This window comes from Nocardia sp. NPDC059228 (assembly GCF_042754245.1).
In the GTDB taxonomy this organism is placed as follows: Bacteria; Actinomycetota; Actinomycetes; order Mycobacteriales; family Mycobacteriaceae; genus Nocardia.
In genome coordinates this window covers 96,720-116,136 of the sequence record NZ_JBHZAL010000012.1, presented here as the reverse complement: position 1 = coordinate 116,136, position 19,417 = coordinate 96,720, and the positions used below count along the sequence as shown (strand labels likewise).

Annotated in this window: 18 protein-coding genes; 8 read left to right on the top strand and 10 right to left on the bottom strand. The window is 67.7% G+C overall.

The annotated features are described in order from the left end of the window. Positions 1-11: 11 nt before the first annotated feature. The gene (locus tag ACFXKA_RS20115; RefSeq protein WP_354839397.1) at positions 12-809 is read right to left on the bottom strand and encodes an IclR family transcriptional regulator; all 798 of its coding nucleotides are present in this window, start codon (positions 807-809) and stop codon (positions 12-14) included. A 141-nt stretch (positions 810-950) separates the two neighbouring features. Here ACFXKA_RS20115 and ACFXKA_RS20110 point away from each other — a divergent pair, with 141 nt between their 5' ends. Next, positions 951-1,373: a hypothetical protein gene (locus tag ACFXKA_RS20110; RefSeq protein WP_379428372.1), complete on the top strand. Its 423-nt coding sequence runs from the start codon at positions 951-953 to the stop codon at positions 1,371-1,373. Positions 1,374-1,436: 63 nt separating this feature from the next. Here ACFXKA_RS20110 and ACFXKA_RS20105 read toward each other — a convergent pair whose 3' ends face one another. Continuing rightward, positions 1,437-2,327 (bottom strand): DUF5995 family protein, encoded by an 891-nt coding sequence (locus ACFXKA_RS20105; RefSeq protein WP_379428371.1) that lies wholly within the window; start codon positions 2,325-2,327, stop codon positions 1,437-1,439. 117 nt (positions 2,328-2,444) lie between these two features. On the opposite strand from ACFXKA_RS20105, the gene ACFXKA_RS20100 reads away from it, so the two are divergent. Beyond that, complete coding sequence (locus ACFXKA_RS20100) at positions 2,445-2,930, top strand: peptidylprolyl isomerase (RefSeq protein ID WP_354839406.1); 486 nt, start codon at positions 2,445-2,447, stop codon at positions 2,928-2,930. A gap of 108 nt (positions 2,931-3,038) precedes the next feature. On the opposite strand, the gene ACFXKA_RS20095 is transcribed toward ACFXKA_RS20100, so the two are convergent. From ACFXKA_RS20095 to ACFXKA_RS20080, 4 genes are all read right to left on the bottom strand, one after another. Continuing rightward, positions 3,039-4,106, bottom strand: a complete 1,068-nt coding sequence (locus ACFXKA_RS20095) for a fatty acid desaturase family protein (RefSeq protein WP_379428370.1) — start codon at positions 4,104-4,106, stop codon at positions 3,039-3,041. A 466-nt stretch (positions 4,107-4,572) separates the two neighbouring features. Continuing rightward, positions 4,573-6,036, bottom strand: a complete 1,464-nt coding sequence (locus tag ACFXKA_RS20090) for a phytoene desaturase family protein (RefSeq protein ID WP_379428369.1) — start codon at positions 6,034-6,036, stop codon at positions 4,573-4,575. Next, the gene (locus ACFXKA_RS20085) at positions 6,033-7,817 is read right to left on the bottom strand and encodes a DUF3556 domain-containing protein (RefSeq protein WP_379428368.1); all 1,785 of its coding nucleotides are present in this window, start codon (positions 7,815-7,817) and stop codon (positions 6,033-6,035) included. Before ACFXKA_RS20085 ends, ACFXKA_RS20090 begins: the two co-directional genes overlap by 4 nt. Before the next feature lie 89 nt (positions 7,818-7,906). Next, on the bottom strand, positions 7,907-9,346 hold the full coding sequence (locus ACFXKA_RS20080) for a class I adenylate-forming enzyme family protein (protein WP_379428367.1): 1,440 nt from the start codon (positions 9,344-9,346) through the stop codon (positions 7,907-7,909). Between the two features lie 160 nt (positions 9,347-9,506). Between ACFXKA_RS20080 and ACFXKA_RS20075 the strand changes: the two genes are divergently transcribed. Further along, entirely contained in the window at positions 9,507-10,727 is a 1,221-nt protein-coding gene (locus ACFXKA_RS20075) for a helix-turn-helix domain-containing protein (protein WP_379428366.1), read from the top strand. A 48-nt stretch (positions 10,728-10,775) separates the two neighbouring features. Here the strand turns inward: ACFXKA_RS20075 and ACFXKA_RS20070 are convergent, their stop codons facing one another. The 3 genes from ACFXKA_RS20070 to ACFXKA_RS20060 all read right to left on the bottom strand — a co-directional run bounded on the left by ACFXKA_RS20070 (position 10,776) and on the right by ACFXKA_RS20060 (position 13,411). Continuing rightward, positions 10,776-12,125: a carboxylesterase/lipase family protein gene (locus tag ACFXKA_RS20070; RefSeq protein ID WP_379428365.1), complete on the bottom strand. Its 1,350-nt coding sequence runs from the start codon at positions 12,123-12,125 to the stop codon at positions 10,776-10,778. Positions 12,126-12,312: 187 nt separating this feature from the next. Next, positions 12,313-12,903, bottom strand: a complete 591-nt coding sequence (locus tag ACFXKA_RS20065; protein ID WP_379428364.1) for a DUF4291 domain-containing protein — start codon at positions 12,901-12,903, stop codon at positions 12,313-12,315. Between the two features lie 208 nt (positions 12,904-13,111). Then, positions 13,112-13,411, bottom strand: coding sequence for a hypothetical protein (locus ACFXKA_RS20060; protein WP_354839427.1), 300 nt, complete (start codon positions 13,409-13,411; stop codon positions 13,112-13,114). A 626-nt stretch (positions 13,412-14,037) separates the two neighbouring features. Between ACFXKA_RS20060 and ACFXKA_RS20055 the strand changes: the two genes are divergently transcribed. Continuing rightward, positions 14,038-15,636, top strand: a complete 1,599-nt coding sequence (locus ACFXKA_RS20055) for a GMC family oxidoreductase (RefSeq protein WP_379428363.1) — start codon at positions 14,038-14,040, stop codon at positions 15,634-15,636. 37 nt (positions 15,637-15,673) lie between these two features. Then, the gene (locus ACFXKA_RS20050) at positions 15,674-15,826 is read left to right on the top strand and encodes a C2H2-type zinc finger protein (protein ID WP_379428442.1); all 153 of its coding nucleotides are present in this window, start codon (positions 15,674-15,676) and stop codon (positions 15,824-15,826) included. Positions 15,827-16,022: 196 nt separating this feature from the next. On the opposite strand, the gene ACFXKA_RS20045 is transcribed toward ACFXKA_RS20050, so the two are convergent. Beyond that, on the bottom strand, positions 16,023-16,724 hold the full coding sequence (locus ACFXKA_RS20045) for an SDR family NAD(P)-dependent oxidoreductase (protein WP_379428362.1): 702 nt from the start codon (positions 16,722-16,724) through the stop codon (positions 16,023-16,025). A 136-nt stretch (positions 16,725-16,860) separates the two neighbouring features. On the opposite strand from ACFXKA_RS20045, the gene ACFXKA_RS20040 reads away from it, so the two are divergent. The 3 genes from ACFXKA_RS20040 to ACFXKA_RS20030 all read left to right on the top strand — a co-directional run bounded on the left by ACFXKA_RS20040 (position 16,861) and on the right by ACFXKA_RS20030 (position 19,405). Continuing rightward, entirely contained in the window at positions 16,861-17,700 is an 840-nt protein-coding gene (locus ACFXKA_RS20040) for a helix-turn-helix transcriptional regulator (protein ID WP_379428361.1), read from the top strand. A gap of 372 nt (positions 17,701-18,072) precedes the next feature. Continuing rightward, positions 18,073-18,924, top strand: a complete 852-nt coding sequence (locus ACFXKA_RS20035; RefSeq protein WP_379428360.1) for an alpha/beta fold hydrolase — start codon at positions 18,073-18,075, stop codon at positions 18,922-18,924. A gap of 34 nt (positions 18,925-18,958) precedes the next feature. Next, complete coding sequence (locus tag ACFXKA_RS20030) at positions 18,959-19,405, top strand: VOC family protein (RefSeq protein ID WP_379428359.1); 447 nt, start codon at positions 18,959-18,961, stop codon at positions 19,403-19,405. Positions 19,406-19,417: the final 12 nt, after the last annotated feature.

Sequence of the window (19,417 nt, the reverse complement as noted above, 5' to 3'; positions counted from 1 at the left end):
GGGGGGCCGAGTCACCGCGCTACCGGTGCCTGTCCCGCGATTCGCGAGGTCAGGCGCTCCGCACCCCACCGCAGGGCCTGGCCCACCACCTCCGGCTCGGGATAGGACAACGTGCGCCACGTGGTGCTGAGGGCTGCGACCGGACGGCTGTTGTGGTCGAACACCGCCGTGCCGACCGACCGCAGGCCCGCCGTCACCAGTTCCACCTCCTCGGCCCAGCCGCGGGCGCGGATCTGTTCCAGGTCCCGGCGCAGCTCGGTCAAGGTCCGGGGCCCGCGCCCGGTGCGGGTGATGAAGTCGGAACGCTTGGCGTACAAGGCTTTTACCTGGGCATCGGGCAGCGAGGCGAGAATCGCCCGCCCGTTCGCGGTCAGATGCGACGGCAGCCGAACCCCGATATCGGTGATCAGCGAGACCTCCGCGGCCGGACCGGAGCCGGGGCGTTCCTTGAGCAGGTAGACGGTCTCGTTGCCGTGCAGGATGCCCAGATGCACGGCCTGCCCGAGTTGCCTGGCCAGCTGGTGCAGAATCGGCTGAGCCAGCCGTTCCAGCGGTTCGTGGCGCAGGTAGGCCGAGCCGATCTCGAAGGACGTCACGCCCAGTCCGTAGGCCTGTTCGCCCGGCACGTACACCACGAATCCGCGGTCCACCAGCACCGACAGGATGTGGTAGACCGACGAGCGTGGCAGCCCCAGATCGCGGGCGAGTGCCGCGGCCCGGACCGGGCCCGGACCCTGGGCCAGTCGGACGAGGATGTCGAGCGCCCGACCGACCGCCGGCGACGTGGTCGAAACCGAAGATGGGGCCATGCCCCGGATTCTGCCAGCGACGCGGAATCGGCAGTGGCGACGGCGAAGTGGGTCTCGGGCAATCCGTTCCGATCGCAACAGTGAAGCGTTATCGTTTCTCATTGCTCACGCTGTCGTGAGCGATACGTGAGGAGCACAACCATGAAGAATTCCCGCCGAGCCGGAATCGGCGCGACGGCGTTCGGCGCCGCGGCTGCCGTCGCCGCCCTGACCGCCCCCGATGCGAGCGCGCTGGTCACCGGAATCACGGTCAGCGGCAGCCAGGTCTGCGTCAACCAGGCCACCACCGTCACCGTCGCCGTCACCGCGACCTCGTTCCTGTTCGACGTGTCGCTGACCGACAATGACACCCAGGTCGGCAACTCCAAGGTGTCCAACAGCCAGGCCACCTTCAGCTGGACGCCCAGCACCACCGGTTCCCACACGCTCAAGGCGACGCAGGAGGTGGTCAGCACCAAGACCACCACCGTCAACGTCGTCGACTGCACCCCGTCGGGTGGCGGCTCCGGCTCCTCGGCGTCCAACCCCCTCGCGGGACTCCTCAGCAGCCTCTCGGCCCAGTGAGCCGGTAGCGCGATCCAGGCGAAAGCCGCTGCCGGGCAGTAGCTTTCGCCTCGCGATGCGATCTCAGATTCCGTTGAACCCGGCCAGGATGTCGAACGCGCGTTCCGCGGTCTGCCGCTCCAGCTCGATCTCCGCGGCCGTCGCCGTCGTCAGCGCGGGGTTCGCGAGGGCGAGTCCGTTGGCGAAGATCGTCACATTGGCCCCGAGGTCGGCGGCGACCAGTAGCGGCTTGGTGGCGACTCCCTGGCCCAGCACCTGATCGAGTCCTTCGCCGAAGAAGTAGAACCGCCACAGCGGGCCCATGTTCGCCCGGTAGATCCGGTCGGTCCGCTCGGTGATGACATCGCCGGTCTGGGCGATGCCGGCCACGATCTTGAAGTAGTCCCCGGCGTCGGCAGGTGTCGATCCGGCCTCGGCGACCGCCCGTGGCAGATCGACGATCAGATGCGCGTTGTAGCCGGCGAGCGCGACCCGGCCGGGTGAGGCCGCGCAGTCCGTGGCGAGCGCGAAGTAGTTGGCCCAGTGCGGTTCCGGCGTGCCGCCGCTGAACTCGGCATGGACATTGTCGAGGAACCGGCGCAGCAGATCGAAGCTGACCCGGTGCGCGTACTCCGGGTCGGCGAATGCTCGCGGATCGCGCTGCAGGGGCAGCACCGCTTGCTGCTCGACGACGTCCAGACCGGTGGCGAAGCTGCCCCGGCGGTCCGCGTGCTGCTCGAGGATCTGCGTGATCAGGTGGTCGCGGGACACGGCGTCCTCGAGCCGTGCGAGTTCGTCGTCGCCGGCGAGCGTGCCGGTATCGGCGAGCCGGGCGATCTCGTCGTTCTCCGCGGCGGACAGGGTGGTCGCGCATTCCGGTGTGGACGGTGGTGCGGCGAGTGCGGTCGCGGGCGCGACCACTGCGGTGGCGGAAACGGACAGTGCGGCAACGAAATGCCAAAATGCATCGGGCACGATGGGGTTCATAGCAGTGGCGGCCCGCGAGCGCCCGGCGGACACGCCGAGCAGGCGCCGGAAAGTTGACGGGATACATTTGCGCGGTCCGGATTCCTCTGTGAAAGGGTTACCGCCATGTCGATCGCCGCTGACAAGGTTGTCTCCATCGAATACACGCTGAAGGCCGATGACGGCGAGGTGCTGGACACTTCCGTCGGCGAGGCGCCGCTGGTGTACCTGCACGGCGCGGACAACATCGTCCCGGGCCTGGAGCAGGCCCTCGAGGGCAAGAGCACCGGCGACGAGCTGGTCGTCGTGGTGGAGCCCGAGGACGCCTACGGTGAGTACCTGGCCGAGCTGGTCAGCGCCGTGCCCCGCGACATGTTCGAGGGCGTGGACGAGCTCGAGCCCGGAATGGAGTTCCACGCCGAGGCGCCGGACGGCGATTCGCAGATCGTCATCGTCCGCCAGGTCGACGGCGACGAGGTGACCATCGACGCCAACCATCCGCTGGCCGGTCAGCGCTTGCACTTCACCGTCAAGGTCGTCGACATCCGCGATGCGAGCGAGGACGAACTCGCCCACGGCCACCCGCACGGCGAGGACGACCACGACCACTGAGGTAGGCGCGCTGTCCGCCATGGTCACCCCGCGGTGTCCGCCGGCAGTCGCGAACCTGCCGCCGTGCCACGGCCTCGTCCGAAAAGCGGCTGGATAGCTCGGTCCGCGCTATTCGGAGCGGGTGTGGCGGGCGACGGCGTTCAGGTGGCGCAGGGCTTGGCTGTAGGACGCGACGAGGGAGGTCTCGGCGTAGGGGATGGCGAGTTCGGCGCAGCAGGCTCGGACCAGGGGTTGGGCGCTGCGGAGGGCTGGTCGGGGCATGGAGGGGAAGAGGTGGTGTTCGATCTGGTAGTTCAGTCCGCCCAGCGCGAGGTCGATCAGGGGCCCGCCGCGTACGTTCCGGGAGGTCAGGACTTGCCGGCGGAGGAAGTCGGTGTTGTCGCCGGCGGGGAGAACGGTCATGCCTTTGTGATTGGGCGCGAAGGTGCAGCCCATGTAGAAGCCGAACAGGCCCTGCTGGACAGCGATGAAGGCCAGCGCCTTGACCGGTGACAGCGCCAGGAAGACCGCGGCCGGGTAGGCGATCGCGTGTGCGGAGAGCAATGCGCCCTCCCGGATACGGTGTGGGATGGGCCATTTCAACACGGCGCGGACGCTCGAGTTGTGCAGGCTGCCCGCCTCGAGGAACAGCATCGGGAAGAAGAGCCAGGCCTGGTAGCGAAAGACGAAGCGCCGCCAGCCTTTTCCGGTGACCGCTCGTTCGCCGGAGTGGGCCAGGATTCCCGCGACGTCGGGGTCCGCGCCCTCGGTGTTGGGGTGTGCGTGATGGCGGTTGTGATTGCTGGTCCACCAGCCGATGCTGACCCCGGTGGCGAGATTGCCGACGATGAGCCCGTACAGATGGTTGGCCCGGCGGGTTCGGAAGATCTGTTTGTGCCCGGCATCATGTCCGAGGAACGCGAGCTGCGCGAAGACAGCGGCCAGGAAGACCGCGGTGCCCAGCTGCCACCACGAGTCGCCGATCACCCACAGTGCCGCCCATCCGGCCGCGAAAGCCGTTGCGGTGAACGCGGTTTTCCACCCGTAATACCGCATTCGGCGGTCGAGCAGACCCGCCTGCCGTACCTGCCGCAACAAGGCCGCGTACTCACTACCACGCGTCGGCGCGGATTCGGCCATCACCGGTCGCGGGATCTCCTGCACCGCCGGCCGGTGTCGTACCGTCTCGATTACCAAGGGTTCTGCACATCCTGCTGTCGTGGTGTCCAGCGATCGCTCCGCGAGCCCCGCCGCCGCACGGGATTCCGAATTCGGCCCCGGGCCGCGCACGGCACCGCCAGCGGGCCCGCGCACCCGGCACCAGCGTGTCGCGCCGCGGCCACCATCAGGTGAACGAACATACGAAGCACCAACACATCTGCATGACGTTTTCGCGACCGTTCCCGATCCGGCGGCCGAACGCCGACCGTCCGCTACCTCGGGATCGACGTTCTTCTCGCACAGGAAGGTGACCAGAGTGTTGAAGATGCGTTTGTCGACGATCTTCACGACTCGTGCAGACGATTGGTCGGATCGATGAATTCCTATGCCGTCCAATGGTAATGAGTGCGCAGTCGCTTGGCCGTCCAGCGGGCAGCGCAGCGCGGACGGCGATACCGTCCGGACATGATCATGGTTCGGCCGGACAGCGGCCTGGTCTCGGTCACGGAGTACTCCTGGTCGTCGAGGTGGTGGCGTCCCGGTGCGTGAGCGGCCCGCGCAGCCGGCGCAGGGCCCGTTCGGCGGCGTTGACGCCGCACATGCCGTGTGCGCCGGGGCCGGGCGGGGTGGCCGCCGAGCACAGGTAGTGGCCGGGGATGCCGATGTCGTAGGGCCGCAGGGTTTTCCGGGGACCGAAAAGCAGCTGGGGGATGTCCTTGGCGCCGGTCATGATGTTGCCGCCGACGAAGTTGGGGTTGTCGTCGGCGAATCCCACGGGGGAGCGGTGCGACAGGCCGACCACCTGCTCCCGGAATCCCGGGGCGAAGCGCTCGATCTGAGCGATGACGGCCTCGGTGGCGTCGCCGGTATAGCCATGGGGGACATGGGCATAGGTCCACACCGGGTGCACCGAGCCGACGGAACGCTGCGGATCGGCCAGGTACTGCTGGCCCACCAGCACGAACGGGCGGGCCGGCATCCGGCCCGCGTGGATGTCGCGTTCACCGGCGGCGATCTCTGCGAACGGACCGCCCAGGTGCACGGTGCCCGCGCGGCGGGCCGCGGCGGCCGTCCAGGGGACGCCGCCCTCCACGGCGAAGTCGACCTTGAACGCACCTGGCCCGTACCGAAATCGCCGGTAGGCGGCGGCGATTCGCGGTGGTAGCCGGTCGCCGAGGATCTCCGCGAGCGCGGTCGGCGCCACATCCCAGACGATGATGTCCGACGGCGGCAGCTCCGCCGCGGAGCGCACCCGGACCCCGGTCTCGATGGTGCCGCCGTGATCGGCCAGGGCCGTCGCCATGGTGTCGGCGATCCGCTGGGAGCCGCCGACCGCCACCGCCCAGCCGTACCGGTGCCCGGCGGTCAGGATGCCCAGCCCGATACTCGCGCTCAGCGGCCGGTCCAAGGGGTGGAAGGCGTGCGCGGCGACCCCGCCGAACAAGGCTCGCCCCTGGTCGGTGCGGAAGGCCCGCGCCAGCAATGCGGCGGGCGCGGCCGCGGGAATTCCGAAGCGCGCCAACCGGAACGGATGACGCGGGATCCGCAGCAGCGGCCGCATGATGTCAGTGCCGAGGTCGTCGTAGCCGGCGACCGGTCCCTCGAACAGTAGTCGCCACAACCGTTCGTCGTCGCCGAGACCGACGGCGGTGTCGCCGACCGAACGATGCAGGACACCGGCGCTGCCGTCGTCGAGCGGGTGGACGCAGTCGAGTTCGGGCCGCGCCCACCGCAATCCGTAGCGTTCCAGGTCGATACGGCGGAACAGTGGCGACCCCACGGCCATCGGGTGGATGGCCGAGCAGTGGTCGTGCAGCAGTCCGGGCACGATGGCCTCGTGTGAGCGGGTCCCGCCACCGATCGTGCCGGCGGCCTCGAGCACCGTCACCTCGATCCCGGCGAGGGCCAGGATGAGGGCTGCGGCCAGTCCATTGGGTCCGCTGCCGACCACCGTCGCCGTCGTCATCGGCTCGCCCTGACCACGGGTTCATCGTCGTGCCGCCAGGTCACCGTGTGCGGGATGGGCCCGTCGGGCAGCCAGGGCAGCGCCTCGACCGCGTCGGCGACCTCCCAGGTTCCGCGTTCGATCACGCCGAGCGCGGCGTCGATGACCATGTAGGACTGGGTGTTCTTGTGAATCGGCTGGGATTCCACCCACACCACGATCCATTCCCCAGGTGCGAATCCGGCCCGGGCCTGGACCGCGTCGATGAGATCGCGATTGTGCAGGTGGCCGTCACCGAAGTTGAAGCCGATCAGCGAGTTGCAGGCGAACTCGGCTTCCCGCACGGTCCAGTTGTCGAGTTCCGGAATGTGCTTGTACAGCAGGGAGAACAGGCCACGGCCCTGGCTGTGCATGGAACGCCAGGCGATGGTCTGCTGCATGGTGATCTCGGCGACCGCCGGGGCGTAGCCCATGGCCAGCAGCTGATCGACCTGGTTGAGCGCGGGCCGATGCGCGATCGTGTTCAACTTCGCCTCTGCGCTGGGAGCGAAGGCCCACAGCGCCGAGGCCCAGTTCCCGGCGTACTGGCGCATCGAGGGCAGGAAGGACACCAGGTCCGGGCGCAGATTGCCCAGCACCGGGAAGAAGGCCAGAGCGGCCACGATGGCCACGGTCAGCCACGGTGAGGACATGTCGAACACCCCGTAGCCGCCGGAGTTGGGGAAGCCGAGGAACAGGAACACCGTCAGGTAGGCGAACAGGATGTTCCATTCCAGCGGCACGGCCAGCGGGAAGGTGGAGGTGATGAACAGGTGGAAGATCACCATGACGGCCACCGCGGCCAGGGTCAGCCAGCGGTCGGTCGAGAACAGCAACACGATGGGGGTGATCACCTCGACGGTGGTGCCGCCGACGTGAGCCATGAACGAGGCCAGGCCCGAGGGGCGGATATCGCGCGGAAAGTCCCGGTAGTGGGCGCGTTTGATCGACGTGAACGGCATGGACGGGCTGTTGGAGATCATCGGCGGCACCACGTTGGTGAAGTGCTTGCCGAACTTGGAGACGCCCGCGCCGATCCACACGATCACGATGAGCAGCTTGGCGGCGACGATCATGTCGGTGAACGGCAGCACCGCGAAGAACACCAGTGCGGGCAGATACTGCTCGCCGCGGGCGGCCAGGAAGATCGTCTTGTCGCGCAGGCCGCACAGCACGTACAGCACGATCGGCGCGATCAGCAGGGCGGGCCGCACGAGTCCGGAGGTGTTGTCCGGCAACGCTTCCAGCAGCGACGCGGTGGTGCGGCCGGGCGCTAGCAGGGCCAGGGCCAGCGAGGCCAGGAAGCCGACGTAGAGGATCACGTCGAGCAGGGTGCGGGTATCGCCGTCGGTCATCGGCACTCGGCGCCAGGGACGTAGCCGGATGGTGCCGGGCTGGGCGAAATAGCGTGCGCCGCCGGTCATCGGCTTGAATTTGCCCGCCAGCGGGCCCCACGAGCCGGCGACGCCGATCGCCTCGAGCAGCACCGTCCACAGCACCAGCTTCTGGTAGACGATCGGCTGGTTCCACCACTGCGTCACGTCCCAGAACGGTCCTGCGCCCGAGGTTGCGGTGGCGACCGCCACGCCACCGATCATGTAGAGCACCAGCACTTTCACCAGATAGATCGTGTGGATCATCTTCGGCGTGCCGAAACCGTATTCCGCCCAGTGCAGTGCCAGTAGCCGAATGCGTTCGCGCAGTGGCAGATCCAGAAATGTCTCCGTGTCCACCGGCGGGAAATCTCCCGTCTTGAATCCCATGGCTCGATCCCTTTCTTCCGTGCTCCGGGCGCGCGCGACCGCGACCGAAATTCTTCTTTCGTTCGAATTGAATTGCGGGGCAGTATCGTTCAGGATTGCGAGGCGGACGCCCGCAGCTGCTTCTTGTCGATTTTGCCGACCGGATTGCGTGGCAGCTCCGCGGTGAGAACGATCGCGGCGGGCACCTTGAACGGTGCGAGCACGCCACGGCAGTGTTGGGTCAGCTCCTCGGCGCTGACCACGGCCTCCGGCACGGCCACCACGTGGGCGACGGGCACTTCGCCCAGGACCGGGTCTGGCACCCCGACCACCGCGGCCTCGTGGACCGCCGGGTGCCGGTAGAGCGCGTTCTCGATCTCCTTGGGGTAGAGGTTCTCTCCACCGCGAATGATCATGTCCTTGATCCGGTCCACCAGGATCAGGTAGCCGTCCTCGTCGAAACGGCCCACATCGCCGGTGTGCAGCCAGCCGTTCACCACGGTCCGCGCGGTCGCCTCGGGGTTTCCGAGGTATCCGCGCATCACGTTCGGGCCGCGGACCACGACTTCACCGGATTCGCCCGCGTCCAGCAGGTTTCCCTCCGGATCCATGATCGCGACCGTCTGACCGGGCAACGGCAGGCCGACGGTGCCCGGCTTGCGTGGGCCTGCCACCGGGTTGAGAGTGGAGGCGCAGGTGCCTTCCGAGAGCCCGTACCCCTCCACGATCGGCACGCCGAAACGCTCCTCGAACCGGGCGATCAGCTCGGCCGGCATGGGCGCCGCACCACAGATCGCCCGGCGCAGCGAGGACAGATCGGGGCGGTGCGTCTCGGGCTGTGCCACGAGCATGGCGTAGATGGCGGGCACCGCGGAGAAATAGGTCGGGCGGATCCGTTCGACGGTGCCGAGAAACCTGGTCGCGGAGAACTTCCCCGCGAGGGTGGTGCGCCCGCCCGCCAGCAGCGGCGAAAGCACGCTCACCACAATGCCGTTGACGTGGAACAGCGGCAGCACCAGCAGGCTGTGATCGGTTTCGTCCAGGCCGAGCGCCTCGATGATCATCGTGCACATGGCGGCGAGGTTGGCGTGGTCCAGCACAACGCCTTTCGGGCGGCCCGTGGTGCCGCTGGTGTAGATGATCAGCGCCGGGCCGTCACCCGGGGCGGCGGCGACCGGTCCCGCCGGGTGCGCGAGCCGTGTGACGTCCAGTGTCACGCCGACTCCGCCGGGCTCGCCGACCACCACCGTCGCACCCGAATCCTCGATCTGGTAACGGATTTCGTCGCCGGCGAGGCCCGGGTTCACCGGGGTGACGGCCGCGCCGAGCCGCCAGGCGGCGAACAGCGCCACCACCAGCTCCACCCGATTGGGCAGCACGACGGCGATCACGTCACCGCCGCGCACGCCGGCCCGGTGCAATGCCGAGGCTGCAACCCGCACCCGTGCGCGGAATTCCGTGTTGGACAGCGCGGTGGCGTCGTCGGCCAGACTCGGTGCGGCGGGGGCGGAATCCGCTCTGGCGTCGGGCAATTCGGCGATGTGTCGCATGATTCCTCACCGTGGCAGATGTGACATGGGTTACATCCATCAAGGTAGGGCGCGTATCCGGCGGGGACCACGGGCCAGCGGCCCAGCGTTGCGCTGCCATGTTGTGCCGTGAGCACAAACCGCGCGATTCCGGCGGTGTGCGGGGGTACTGTCAGCGGCCATGGCCCCCGACAACGATCCCCTCGTACGTGAGGTGGCGGGCCGGATCAAGACCGACCTCGACCGCCTGACACCCATGATGACCTCGATGTTCGTCGAGGTCATCCCCGAGTTCCGGCACGACGACGAGGTACGCAGGCTGATGGTGGCCAGCACCGAGTCCAACCTCGCGGCCATGCTGGACATGCTCACCCTGGCCATCGGTCTCGACGACTTCGCCGTGCCGCCGGCCGCCGCCGAATACGCCCGCCGCTTCGCCCAGCACGATCTGTCGTTGGAGGCGCTGTTGCGTGCCTACCGGCTCGGCGAGCACATGTTCGGGCAGTGGATCCTGACCGTGCTGGCCGAGCTGAGCCCGTCGACCGACGTCGCCCTGGCCACCGCCGCGCGCATCGCGGCACTGGTCAACGGTTACATCGATCGGGTGATCGAGGGCCTGATCGACATCTACGCGAGCGAACGCCGCCGCTGGGACGCGCGCACCGACGCCGCCCGCGCCGCCCAGGTGCGCGCGGTACTCGACGCGGAGGACCTCGATCTGGCCTCGGCCGAGCAGATGCTGTCGGCGTCGCTGCGCGGGTGGCACCAGTTCGTCCTGTTGTGGACTCCGCCCGCGACCCGCGACCCGGGCGCGGTACTGCGGGCGGGCACCGCGCTGGTGGCCGCCGCCACCGGGAAGACGCCGATGACCGTCGAGGTCGACGACCACACCCGGTGGGTCTGGATCGCCTCGGTGGGCCGACCCGCGCTCGATGCCGCGCGATTGGAGCGCGACCTGAGCGCGCACCCGAATCTGTCCATGGCCGTGGGTGATCCGGCCACCGGTCTGGACGGCTTCCGGCAGACCTTCCGTGACGCCCAGGCCGCCCGGGCGGTCGCGCTGGTTACACGTGGACCCGGTCTGACGGTGTACTCGGAGGTGGCGCTGGCCGCTCTGCTGGCCGACCACCTGCCCGCGGTGGAGGCGTGGGCCCGGCGTGTATTGGGCGGGCTCATGGGCGAAGACGAGACCGCCGCGCGGCTACGCGAGACGGTCCGCGCCTTTCTCGACACCCGCGGCAGCTACACCGACGCCGCCGCCCGGCTGCACGTTCACAAGAACACCGTCCATTACCGGGTACGCAAAGTCGAAGAGCTGCTGGGACATCCGCTCACCGAGCGCAGGCTCGACATCGAGGTCGCGTTGCTGGCCTGCGCGCAGCTGGGTCTGCCGAAATCATGACCGGTCGGGAGTTCGACAATTGCCGTCGTCTGTCGTGAGAGCTGAAGCTCAGCCGGCTACGCCCAGGTGCCGGACGAAGGGCTTCGGCGCGGTGAACGGCGACCATTCGGGGTCGGCGCTGGGGGCTCCGGTGCGCACGAAGCTCAGCCAGGCGGCACGCGTCTGCCGTCCGATGGGGTCGAGCTCGCGCTGATCGGCTCCGGCGAGCATCGGTGCGTCCGCCCAGGCGGCGTCGCTGCCGAGGATGAACGGCAGTTCGACGCAATGGGTGGCACCGAAGCCGGAATCCGGTGCGCGGTAGTCGAATCGGTACATCCACACGTGGGCACCGGCTTTGCTCAGCCGGCGCGCCAAGCGGCGGCTCGGGATTCCGAACATCAGGGCGCTGATAGTCTGTTCGATCGCGTTGGCCAGTGCCGGGCCGATGCCGGGAATCGTACGCAGTCGCCGCATCCATGGGACCTGCCGATGGAAGGCGGTCATCTCCTGCGCGGTGGTACCGATGATCACGTCCAGATCCTGTGCGCGGGAGTCGATCTCGGCGTTCCACTGCGCCCGGGTGGGCATGACGCCGACGCCGGGAACGGTCATGTGGCCCGAGGCGGGGATCAGTTTCAGCCTGCCCCCGGACTCGGCAATGAGCGTGCCCTGCGCGCCGAGAATCGAGGCGATCGATGCCTGACGCGGGTCGCTACCGAGATGGTTCACGAAGCGCCGGCCGCCGCGGCTCGCCATCCGGGCGTTGCCGATCCCGACCGCGCCGGTCGGGTCGCTCTGGATGATGGCTCGGTGGAAAAGCCCACGGGTCTGGGGCATTCCGAGCAGGCAACGCACACTGTGGGCCCCGGCGGACTGACCCGCGATCGTCACCGCACCCGGATCGCCTCCGAAGGCCGCGATGTTCTCGTGAACCCATTGCAGTGCGGCGAGCTGGTCGGCGGGAGCGAAATTCCCGTCCGATACTCCGGCCGTGCGCAGGTACCCGAGCGTTCCGATGCGATAGGTGACCCCAACGACCACGACATCGCCCTCGCGAGCGAGCCGATGCCCGCCGTACCAGCTCAAATTGCCTGCCCCGGTGACGAACCCGCCGCCGTGGAACCACACCAGAACCGGTCGCAGCGAGTCGTCCACCGCCGGAGTGGTGATCGTCAGGTTCAGACAGTCCTCGGACTGTTCGTGATCCTCCTGCACGCCCATCACCGCCTCCAGCCGCGACGGCAACTGCGGACAGATCGGCCCGTCCCGGGTGGCGTCCCGTTCCCCGCGCCACGGCTGAACCGGGCCAGGCGCACAGAACCGATCGGCTTCCGCGTACGGCACACCCCGGAACACGACGACACCCTCTTCGACCGCCCCGCGCAGCACACCGTTCTTCGTGTCCGTCGTTGTGATCATCGGTGAACTCCAATCTGCCGGGTGCCGCTGAAGGAAGCAATCGCAGACCCAACCCGGTGCTGGCCGGTAAAGTGGCCGCGCCACCGGAACATTCGAGGCAGGCAGGTGCGGACGCTGGTCTCACATCGTCGCTGCGTCAGCCCGGTCGCGGTGCCGCCGGGTTCGCCCACCCGTGCTCGAATGTAAGTCACAGGGCCCCAATGCTTCTCGCCAGATCTTCGCCGAGTGGATAGAGCTTCTCCGGAGGGATGAGGCGCTTGGCGCGGTCGGCCCGCCCCTCGCGTAGATGTGCGGAGATCCGGTGCACGAAGTGAGTGCAATCGCGTATCTCGACGGTCCAGTCGCTGACGTAGCGTTCGACGATGTTTCGAGACAAGCCGACCTGAATGCTGCGGTGGTCGAGCTTCGCCCCCTGGATCGAGTATTCCGGGTCCCATTGGACATGGACGAGCGCGTGCTTGAACATCGCCCGCCACGCTGTGGCATCAGCGTAGACACGCCGCTCGGGACTGGTGAGGACTGCGTGCGTGAGGGCCTCTTCCCATCCCGCCCGGGTGATCCGGATGGCGAGAATGCGTTCCTGACCGGGCTTGCGGGCCCAGTTGCTGCGTTGCATGAGCCATCGGAAAGACGGTTTGATCCACGTCATGCGATTGAGTGAGAAGGGCGCGACCAAGCGTTGCGCTGCGACAGCGGCGGAGGCGATGGCCTCGTTGAAGGCCTGGTAGACGACGATCGTGTCGCGGTCGAAGTCTGCGCGGATCTCGTACTGATTCATAGCGAACGCAGAGTATGACCGTGCACGCCGTGGTTGCCACTGCTTTACCCGCAGGGCCGGCGTGCGTGAGGCGGCGTGTTGAAGCCGCGCCGCATCCGACCTCTCGCCGCCACCCCTGCGCCACAACAGCTTTCAGGGATGAAATGCCGCCGATCACCTACGGCTGTCGATATCCGGACATTCGAACCACATCCGCCGAGCGCGATCATCAGTGTTCGTCGTAGTGCCCGTTGTGGGGTGCGTGCCGGTGCCCATCGTGGATGTAGTCGACGTGGTCGCCATGGGGTACAGCGGTGTGGCCGCAGCCCTCGCCGTGGACGTGATCGTGGCTTTCGTGCGCGGTGTGCGCGGTCGGTTCGCACTCGTCGTAGTGATCGCCGTGTGCGCGATGCAGGTGACCGTCGTGGACGTAGTCGGTGTGGCCGTTGTGTGGAACAGCTACATGTCCGCAACCTTCACCGTGGTGGTGGTCGTGCTCGGCGTGGGCCGCATGCTCGGGTGTGGTCATGATCCTCGTTCCTTTCTCGTGCCTCTCTTCGTGCGCTCCCCCTCCGCTGCCATTTTCACATCATAATGTGCGCATCCTTTTGTGTATGTGCTGATAGGTAACCATTTCTCGGGCGGTCCGACGTGCTCGGCGGATTGCTGATTTGCATGGATGCCCGGTTCGGATTCGGCTTGGAAAAGGGGTGGAATGGCTGTCGGGTTGCTGGTAACGATCTTGGATTTCGAGATCTCGTGAAGGTTGCAAGATGGCTTGTCTGGTTTTCAGCAAACGTGCTATGCCATCACCGCTACAGCGCGGGCGCCGGTGGTGGCCCAGGGGTGCCGGGCGCGCAGGGTCCGGCCGACCTCGGCGGCGGTCGGTTCGGGTGCGAGGACGCCGGTTAGGCCGCCGGCCGTGTGACGCCCCGAGCTCCCGTCTCGGCCGCCTGCCAGGCGTTCGTCAGGTGCGTGAACGAATTAGTGCTCAGCGCCGTGCGCTCGCGGTGATGCCCGGACGCCAACCGAGCCAACTCCGCCTATCCGTGCTCTGAAACGGGTTCCTGGGCGGCCGCTTTCGAGTACTTTCGCAACATGTTCCAGTTTCGTCGGTGACTCGCGGCGAGACCTGTGCGGACAGAAGGGCTGATCATGGCGGCGACGGACTACATCATCATCGGTTCCGGGAGCGCCGGGGCCATTATTGCCCGCAGGCTGGCCGATACCGGCGCCGCTGTCACGCTGCTAGAGGCGGGCGGTCGTGACAACAGCCGGCTGGTGCGCAAGCCCGGCATGATCGGCCCGATGCACAGCGTGCCGCAGCTGAAGAAGCGGATCGACTGGGGCCACTACACCGTCGAGCAGAAGCATGCTCTGGGCCGGACCATCCCGCAGACGCACGGCAAGGTGGTCGGCGGTTCGAGCTCGGTCAACGGCATGGTGTTCGTGCGCGGCAACCGGCGGAACTTCGACGACTGGGCCGGCGAGGGCAACAACGGCTGGTCGTATGAGGACGTGCTGCCGAGCTTCAAGAAATTCGAGTCGTTCGAGGACGGCGCCAGCGAGTTCCGCGGTGGCGCAGGTCCGATCAAGGTGATCCGGGCGCGCGATCTGACGCCCGCGTCGGAGTCGTTCATGGAGGCGCTGGCCGAAACCGCCGACCTGCCGCGCAACCCCGACTACAACGGCGCCGAGCAGGAAGGCGTCTCGATCTTCCAGCAGAGCAACAGCAACGGGTTGCGCTACAGCACCTCGATCGGTTATCTCGACGATCGCCCGAAAAACCTTACCGTGCTACCGAATACGCACGTGACACGCATTGTGATCGAGAACGGCCGGGCCACCGGTGTGGAATTCCGGACCGAGCAGGGCATCGAAGTACTGCGGGCCGAGCGCGAGATCATCGTCAGCGCAGGCACATTCGGCTCCGCGCAGCTGCTCATGCTCTCGGGTATCGGACCGGCCGACCATCTCCGCGCCTTCGGCATCGACGTCGTCGCCGACCTCCCGGTGGGCGACAACCTGCACGACCACCTGTTCGTGCCGATGACCTTCGCCATGCCGACCGCCCTGCGCCGTTCGTCGGCAGGCTATTTCGCCCGGGCGTTTCTGCGGGAGTCGTTGCGCAACAACAGCACCTGGCTGGCGCGCAGCGTTTTCGAAGTCGTCGCGTTCCTGCGTACCGCCCATGCGGCCGGGGCACCCGATCTGCAACTGCACGTGCTGCCGTGGAGCTATCCCGGCCCCAATCAGGATGCCCCGATCCGCCACATCCCCGATCCGCGCCGTTCACTGACCGTCCTTGTGACGATGATCTACCCGCAGAGCCGGGGCACGCTGCGCCTGACGTCGGCCGACCCCACCGCACCGCCCGCCATCGACCCCCACTATCTCGCCGAGCAGCGCGACGTGGACACGCTCGTGTACGGCATGGAGCTGACCCGAGAGGTCATGGCCGCGAAGTCGATCGTTAGCGCGGTGGACACCGAGATCTCTCCCGGCCTGCAATACCCCACCCGCACGGAGCTGGCCGCCGAAGTCCCCAACCGCGCAACCACCGTCTATCACCCCGTCGGCACCTGCCGCATGGGTATAGACGACCGCGCGGTCGTAGACCCCGCACTCCGGGTGCGCGGAGTGGCCGGACTACGCGTCGCCGACGCCTCGATCATGCCCAGCATCGTCGGCGGCAACACCAACGCAGCCACCATGATGATCGGCGAACACGCCGCCTCGCTCATCCTGCCCTGACCGCTACCGAGTTCGCCGCCGCCCGCCGCCCTCCACCATCCGCTGTTACTTCCTCACCTCCGCCAAGCGGCAGTACCCCTGCGACGTGTGCCGCGCGAAGTTTCCGACCCTCGGTGCGCTCACCAGTCACAAACGCTGGTCGCATCCCACTCTGTGGCAACAGGTCACAGACTTCTTCGACGACCTGTAGTCACCGGCGACGCCCTCTGCTGGCCGGGCTCGTATGCAGCGGTCCAGATACGCCGGAAGGGAAGACGGTGACGCGCCTCCCGCGCCCTTCGCATGCCAGTGCCTTTTCGATCCGAGAATCGGTGCACGCCAGTGGAATTCAGCGGATCTGTGTGGCTAGTGACCACACCGCTGACGGTTAGACGGATCTTCGGTCGCTACCAGGGCAACGTTCCGGAGGCATCGAAATAGCCTCCGGTGGGCCCGTTTTGGGGGACCTGGGCCATTCGTACGATGATCTCGGCGCCCTCCTCGACGGTCTGCCTGCCCGCGTGGGCGTTGAGGTCGGTCGCGGTGTATCCGGGCTCCACCGCGTTGATCCGAATATCCGGGAACGCTTTCGCGTATTGCACGGTGATTCTGTTCAGCGCGGTTTTCGATGCGGGATAGGACAATCCGGGATAGGCGTAGGTATGGGTGCCCGGCGTGGTGCCGCCTGCCATCGAGGCCAAGGAGCTGCTGACATTGACGATGACCGGTGCGGTGGATTGCCGTAGCAGCGGCAGGAACGCGTGCACGACGCGCACGACGCCGAAAACATTGGTGTCGAATACGGTTCGCATCATGTCGGCTGTGACCTCAGCCAGGTCGACCGCGCCATTGCCCTCGATATCGATGCCCGCGTTGTTGACCAGGACGTCCAGTCCGCCGTCCGCCTCGATGATCTTCGCGGCCGCGGCGACGGACGCGTCGTCGGTGACATCCAGCTGGACGGAGCGTGCCCCGATTTCCGCCGCGGCGAGCCGCCCGCGTTCGGCGTCGCGGCTGCCGACATACACCGTGTGCCCGGCCGCGACGAGCTGACGGGCGGTTTCGAAACCCAGCCCCTTGTTGGCACCGGTAATGAGCGTTGTTGTCATGCCCTCAGATTCGCGCCACCCGGCGGCATCAGCCAGTCGCCTGATCTTCCTGGGACTGTCGATACCAGGCTGGGCCGGTCGATATCGCGCGGAACACCGACGGTGAGCGGATCGGCGAACGGGCAGAATGAATCCCATGGCCACAGCGGAATTCGGAGTAGCGGTGCGGCGCTGGCGCGATCAGGTATCGCCCGACGCCGTAGGGCTGTCGGCGAATGGCGCGCGCCGTGCGCCCGGCCTGCGCCGTGAGGAACTGGCGCTGCTGGCCGGTATTTCCGCCGACTACGTCACCCGGCTCGAACAGGGCCGGGCATCCAACCCCTCGCCCCAGGTGGTCGAGGCGCTGGCGCGGGCCTTGCGCTTGTCGGCCGACGAGCGTGCGCACCTGTATCGGCTGGCCGGACTGGTACTGCCCGAGCCCGGAACCGTCCCGACCGCCATCCCGCCCGCCGTGCAGCGCATGCTGGATCGCCTGGTCGGCATCCCGGTCGCCGTCTTCGACGCGTCCTGGACACTGCTGCAGGCGAATCCGGCATGCGCGGCACTGCTGGGCGATTCCACGACCTGGCAGGGCAACGAACGCAACCGGGTGTGGCGGCATTTCATCGGCCCCGGCTCCGTCGGCCGCTACGCACCGGACACCCTCGAATCCCTCGAAACCGCGCTGGTATCCGACCTGCGCGCCGCCGAGGCCCGCTACCCCGCCGACCAGCGCCTGCGCCATCTCATCGCCGACCTGCGCACCCACAGCCCCCGCTTCGCCGCACTCTGGGAGTCCGGCGCCGTCGCCGGCTACGACATCACGGTCAAGACCATCGACCACCCGACAGCGGGCGCCTTGACCCTGGACTGCGCCGTCCTCACGGTGGCGGGCTGCGACCTGCGAATCATGATCGACACCGCCGAGCCCGGCAGCGCAGACGCCGAACGCCTTTCCCTGCTCACCGCCCTCGGAACCCGAACCGCCGTCGGCTGATCATCCGGGCCGGACCATGTCGGACTACGTCACCCGAACCCGGCCTGACCGACAGTAATTACGTCATCCGACGCTCGCCGCGGCATTCCCGCGAAACCTATCTTCCTCGACGCGGACGCTCGCGCCCGCGATTCACGGCTCGTGAAGAGGAAGGGGTCCCAGTGATGACAGCCACATCCCGGTACACCGTCGACGACGGCCCTGTGGCCGAGGTCGGCGCCACACCCGTACAGGTCTCGCCGGCCTGGCTGCTGCATCGACCGCCGGGTGACGACTACGTCATGGTCGGCGTCAGCCGACAGATGTGGCGGTGGGGGAGCGGAAACCAGAGTGGAAGCCGCACAACGTGCTTCACCTCGAAAGGACAATGACATGGTCGACATTCGACACCCCCGGATCCGGCGCGCGGGCCGGGCGATCGCGGCGGTCACGGCGGCGGTCGCGGCCGGTAGCCTCGCCGTCGCCTGCACCGCCAGTACCACCACCCATGCCGGGCCGACCGAGGACGCGCCGAAGCCGACCGTCGTGCTGGTGCACGGCGCGTTCGCGGACGGATCGAGCTGGAACGATGTCGTCGACCAACTCCGCAAGGACCACTATCCGGTTGTCGCGGCAGCCGATCCGCTGCGCGGGCCCGCCGCCGATGCCACCACCCTGCGGGGGCTGATCAGCCACATCAACGGACCCGTCGTGCTGGTCGGGCACTCCTACGGCGGATCGGTCATCAGCGCCGCCGCGGCCGGCAGCGATCAGGTCAAGGCCCTGGTGTACGTGGCGGCGTTCCTGCCCGCACCGGGCGAGACCGCGCTGGAGCTGACCAACAAGTTCCCCGGGTCGACCCTCCCCGGCACGCTCGACCCGGTCCCGTTCACCAATCCCGACGGCAGCACCGGCACCGACCTGTACATCCAGCAGGCCAAGTTCCACGACCAGTTCGCCGCCGACGTCCCCGCCGACCGCGCTGCCCTGGCCGCCGCCGCCCAGCGCCCGATCCTGCAGGCCGCGCTGGAGGAGAAGGCCACCGTCGCCGCCTGGACCGACAAACCCAGCTGGGACGTGATCACCACCCAGGACCTCAACATCCCCGTTGCGGCACAACGGTTCATGGCCGAGCGGGCGCACGCGCAGGTCACCGAGATCGCGGCCTCGCACTCGGTGGCCGTCTCGCACCCCGATCGGGTGGCCGAGGTGATCGAGCAGGCCGCCAAGAATTCCGCCCACTGACAGTCACGAAAGACGTTCGAGGAGAAAACGAATCATGGATATGAAACTGGAAGTCGTCGTCCTGCCCGTCGCCGACGTCGACCGCGCCAAGGCCTTCTATACCGAGCGCCTCGGCTTCCGTCTCGACGCCGATTTCCCCGTGGACGACGGTTATCGCGTCGTGCAGGTCACCCCGCCCGGCTCGGAGTGCTCGATCATCTTCGGCACCGGCGTCACCGCGGCCGAGCCCGGATCCCTGCGCGGACTGCATCTGATCGTCACCGATATCGAGAAGGCCGTCGCGGAGTTGACCGAACGCGGAATCGCGGTGGACGGACCGTTCCGCGATGCCACCGGTGTGTTCCACCACGCCGGAACCGAAAGCCGCGTCCCCGGAGCGGATCCGCAGCGACGCAGCTACGGATCGTTCGCCGCGTTCACCGATCCGGACGGCAACGACTGGTTCCTGCAGGAAATCACGCAGCGCGCACCCGGCCGCTGACTCGGTCATCGA

Bases quoted from the DNA above. Each gene is read 5' to 3' on its own strand.
- ACFXKA_RS20100 (WP_354839406.1), top strand. From the start codon at position 2,445: ATGTCGATCGCCGCTGACAAGGTTGTCTCCATCGAATACACGCTGAAG.
- ACFXKA_RS20055 (WP_379428363.1), top strand. From the start codon at position 14,038: ATGGCGGCGACGGACTACATCATCATCGGTTCCGGGAGCGCCGGGGCC.
- ACFXKA_RS20075 (WP_379428366.1), top strand. From the start codon at position 9,507: ATGGCCCCCGACAACGATCCCCTCGTACGTGAGGTGGCGGGCCGGATC.
- ACFXKA_RS20040 (WP_379428361.1), top strand. From the start codon at position 16,861: ATGGCCACAGCGGAATTCGGAGTAGCGGTGCGGCGCTGGCGCGATCAG.
- ACFXKA_RS20065 (WP_379428364.1), bottom strand. From the start codon at position 12,903: ATGAATCAGTACGAGATCCGCGCAGACTTCGACCGCGACACGATCGTC.
- ACFXKA_RS20070 (WP_379428365.1), bottom strand. From the start codon at position 12,125: ATGATCACAACGACGGACACGAAGAACGGTGTGCTGCGCGGGGCGGTC.
- ACFXKA_RS20085 (WP_379428368.1), bottom strand. From the start codon at position 7,817: ATGGGATTCAAGACGGGAGATTTCCCGCCGGTGGACACGGAGACATTT.
- ACFXKA_RS20110 (WP_379428372.1), top strand. From the start codon at position 951: ATGAAGAATTCCCGCCGAGCCGGAATCGGCGCGACGGCGTTCGGCGCC.
- ACFXKA_RS20035 (WP_379428360.1), top strand. From the start codon at position 18,073: ATGGTCGACATTCGACACCCCCGGATCCGGCGCGCGGGCCGGGCGATC.
- ACFXKA_RS20060 (WP_354839427.1), bottom strand. From the start codon at position 13,411: ATGACCACACCCGAGCATGCGGCCCACGCCGAGCACGACCACCACCAC.
- ACFXKA_RS20090 (WP_379428369.1), bottom strand. From the start codon at position 6,036: ATGACGACGGCGACGGTGGTCGGCAGCGGACCCAATGGACTGGCCGCA.
- ACFXKA_RS20080 (WP_379428367.1), bottom strand. From the start codon at position 9,346: ATGCGACACATCGCCGAATTGCCCGACGCCAGAGCGGATTCCGCCCCC.
- ACFXKA_RS20115 (WP_354839397.1), bottom strand. From the start codon at position 809: ATGGCCCCATCTTCGGTTTCGACCACGTCGCCGGCGGTCGGTCGGGCG.
- ACFXKA_RS20045 (WP_379428362.1), bottom strand. From the start codon at position 16,724: ATGACAACAACGCTCATTACCGGTGCCAACAAGGGGCTGGGTTTCGAA.
- ACFXKA_RS20030 (WP_379428359.1), top strand. From the start codon at position 18,959: ATGGATATGAAACTGGAAGTCGTCGTCCTGCCCGTCGCCGACGTCGAC.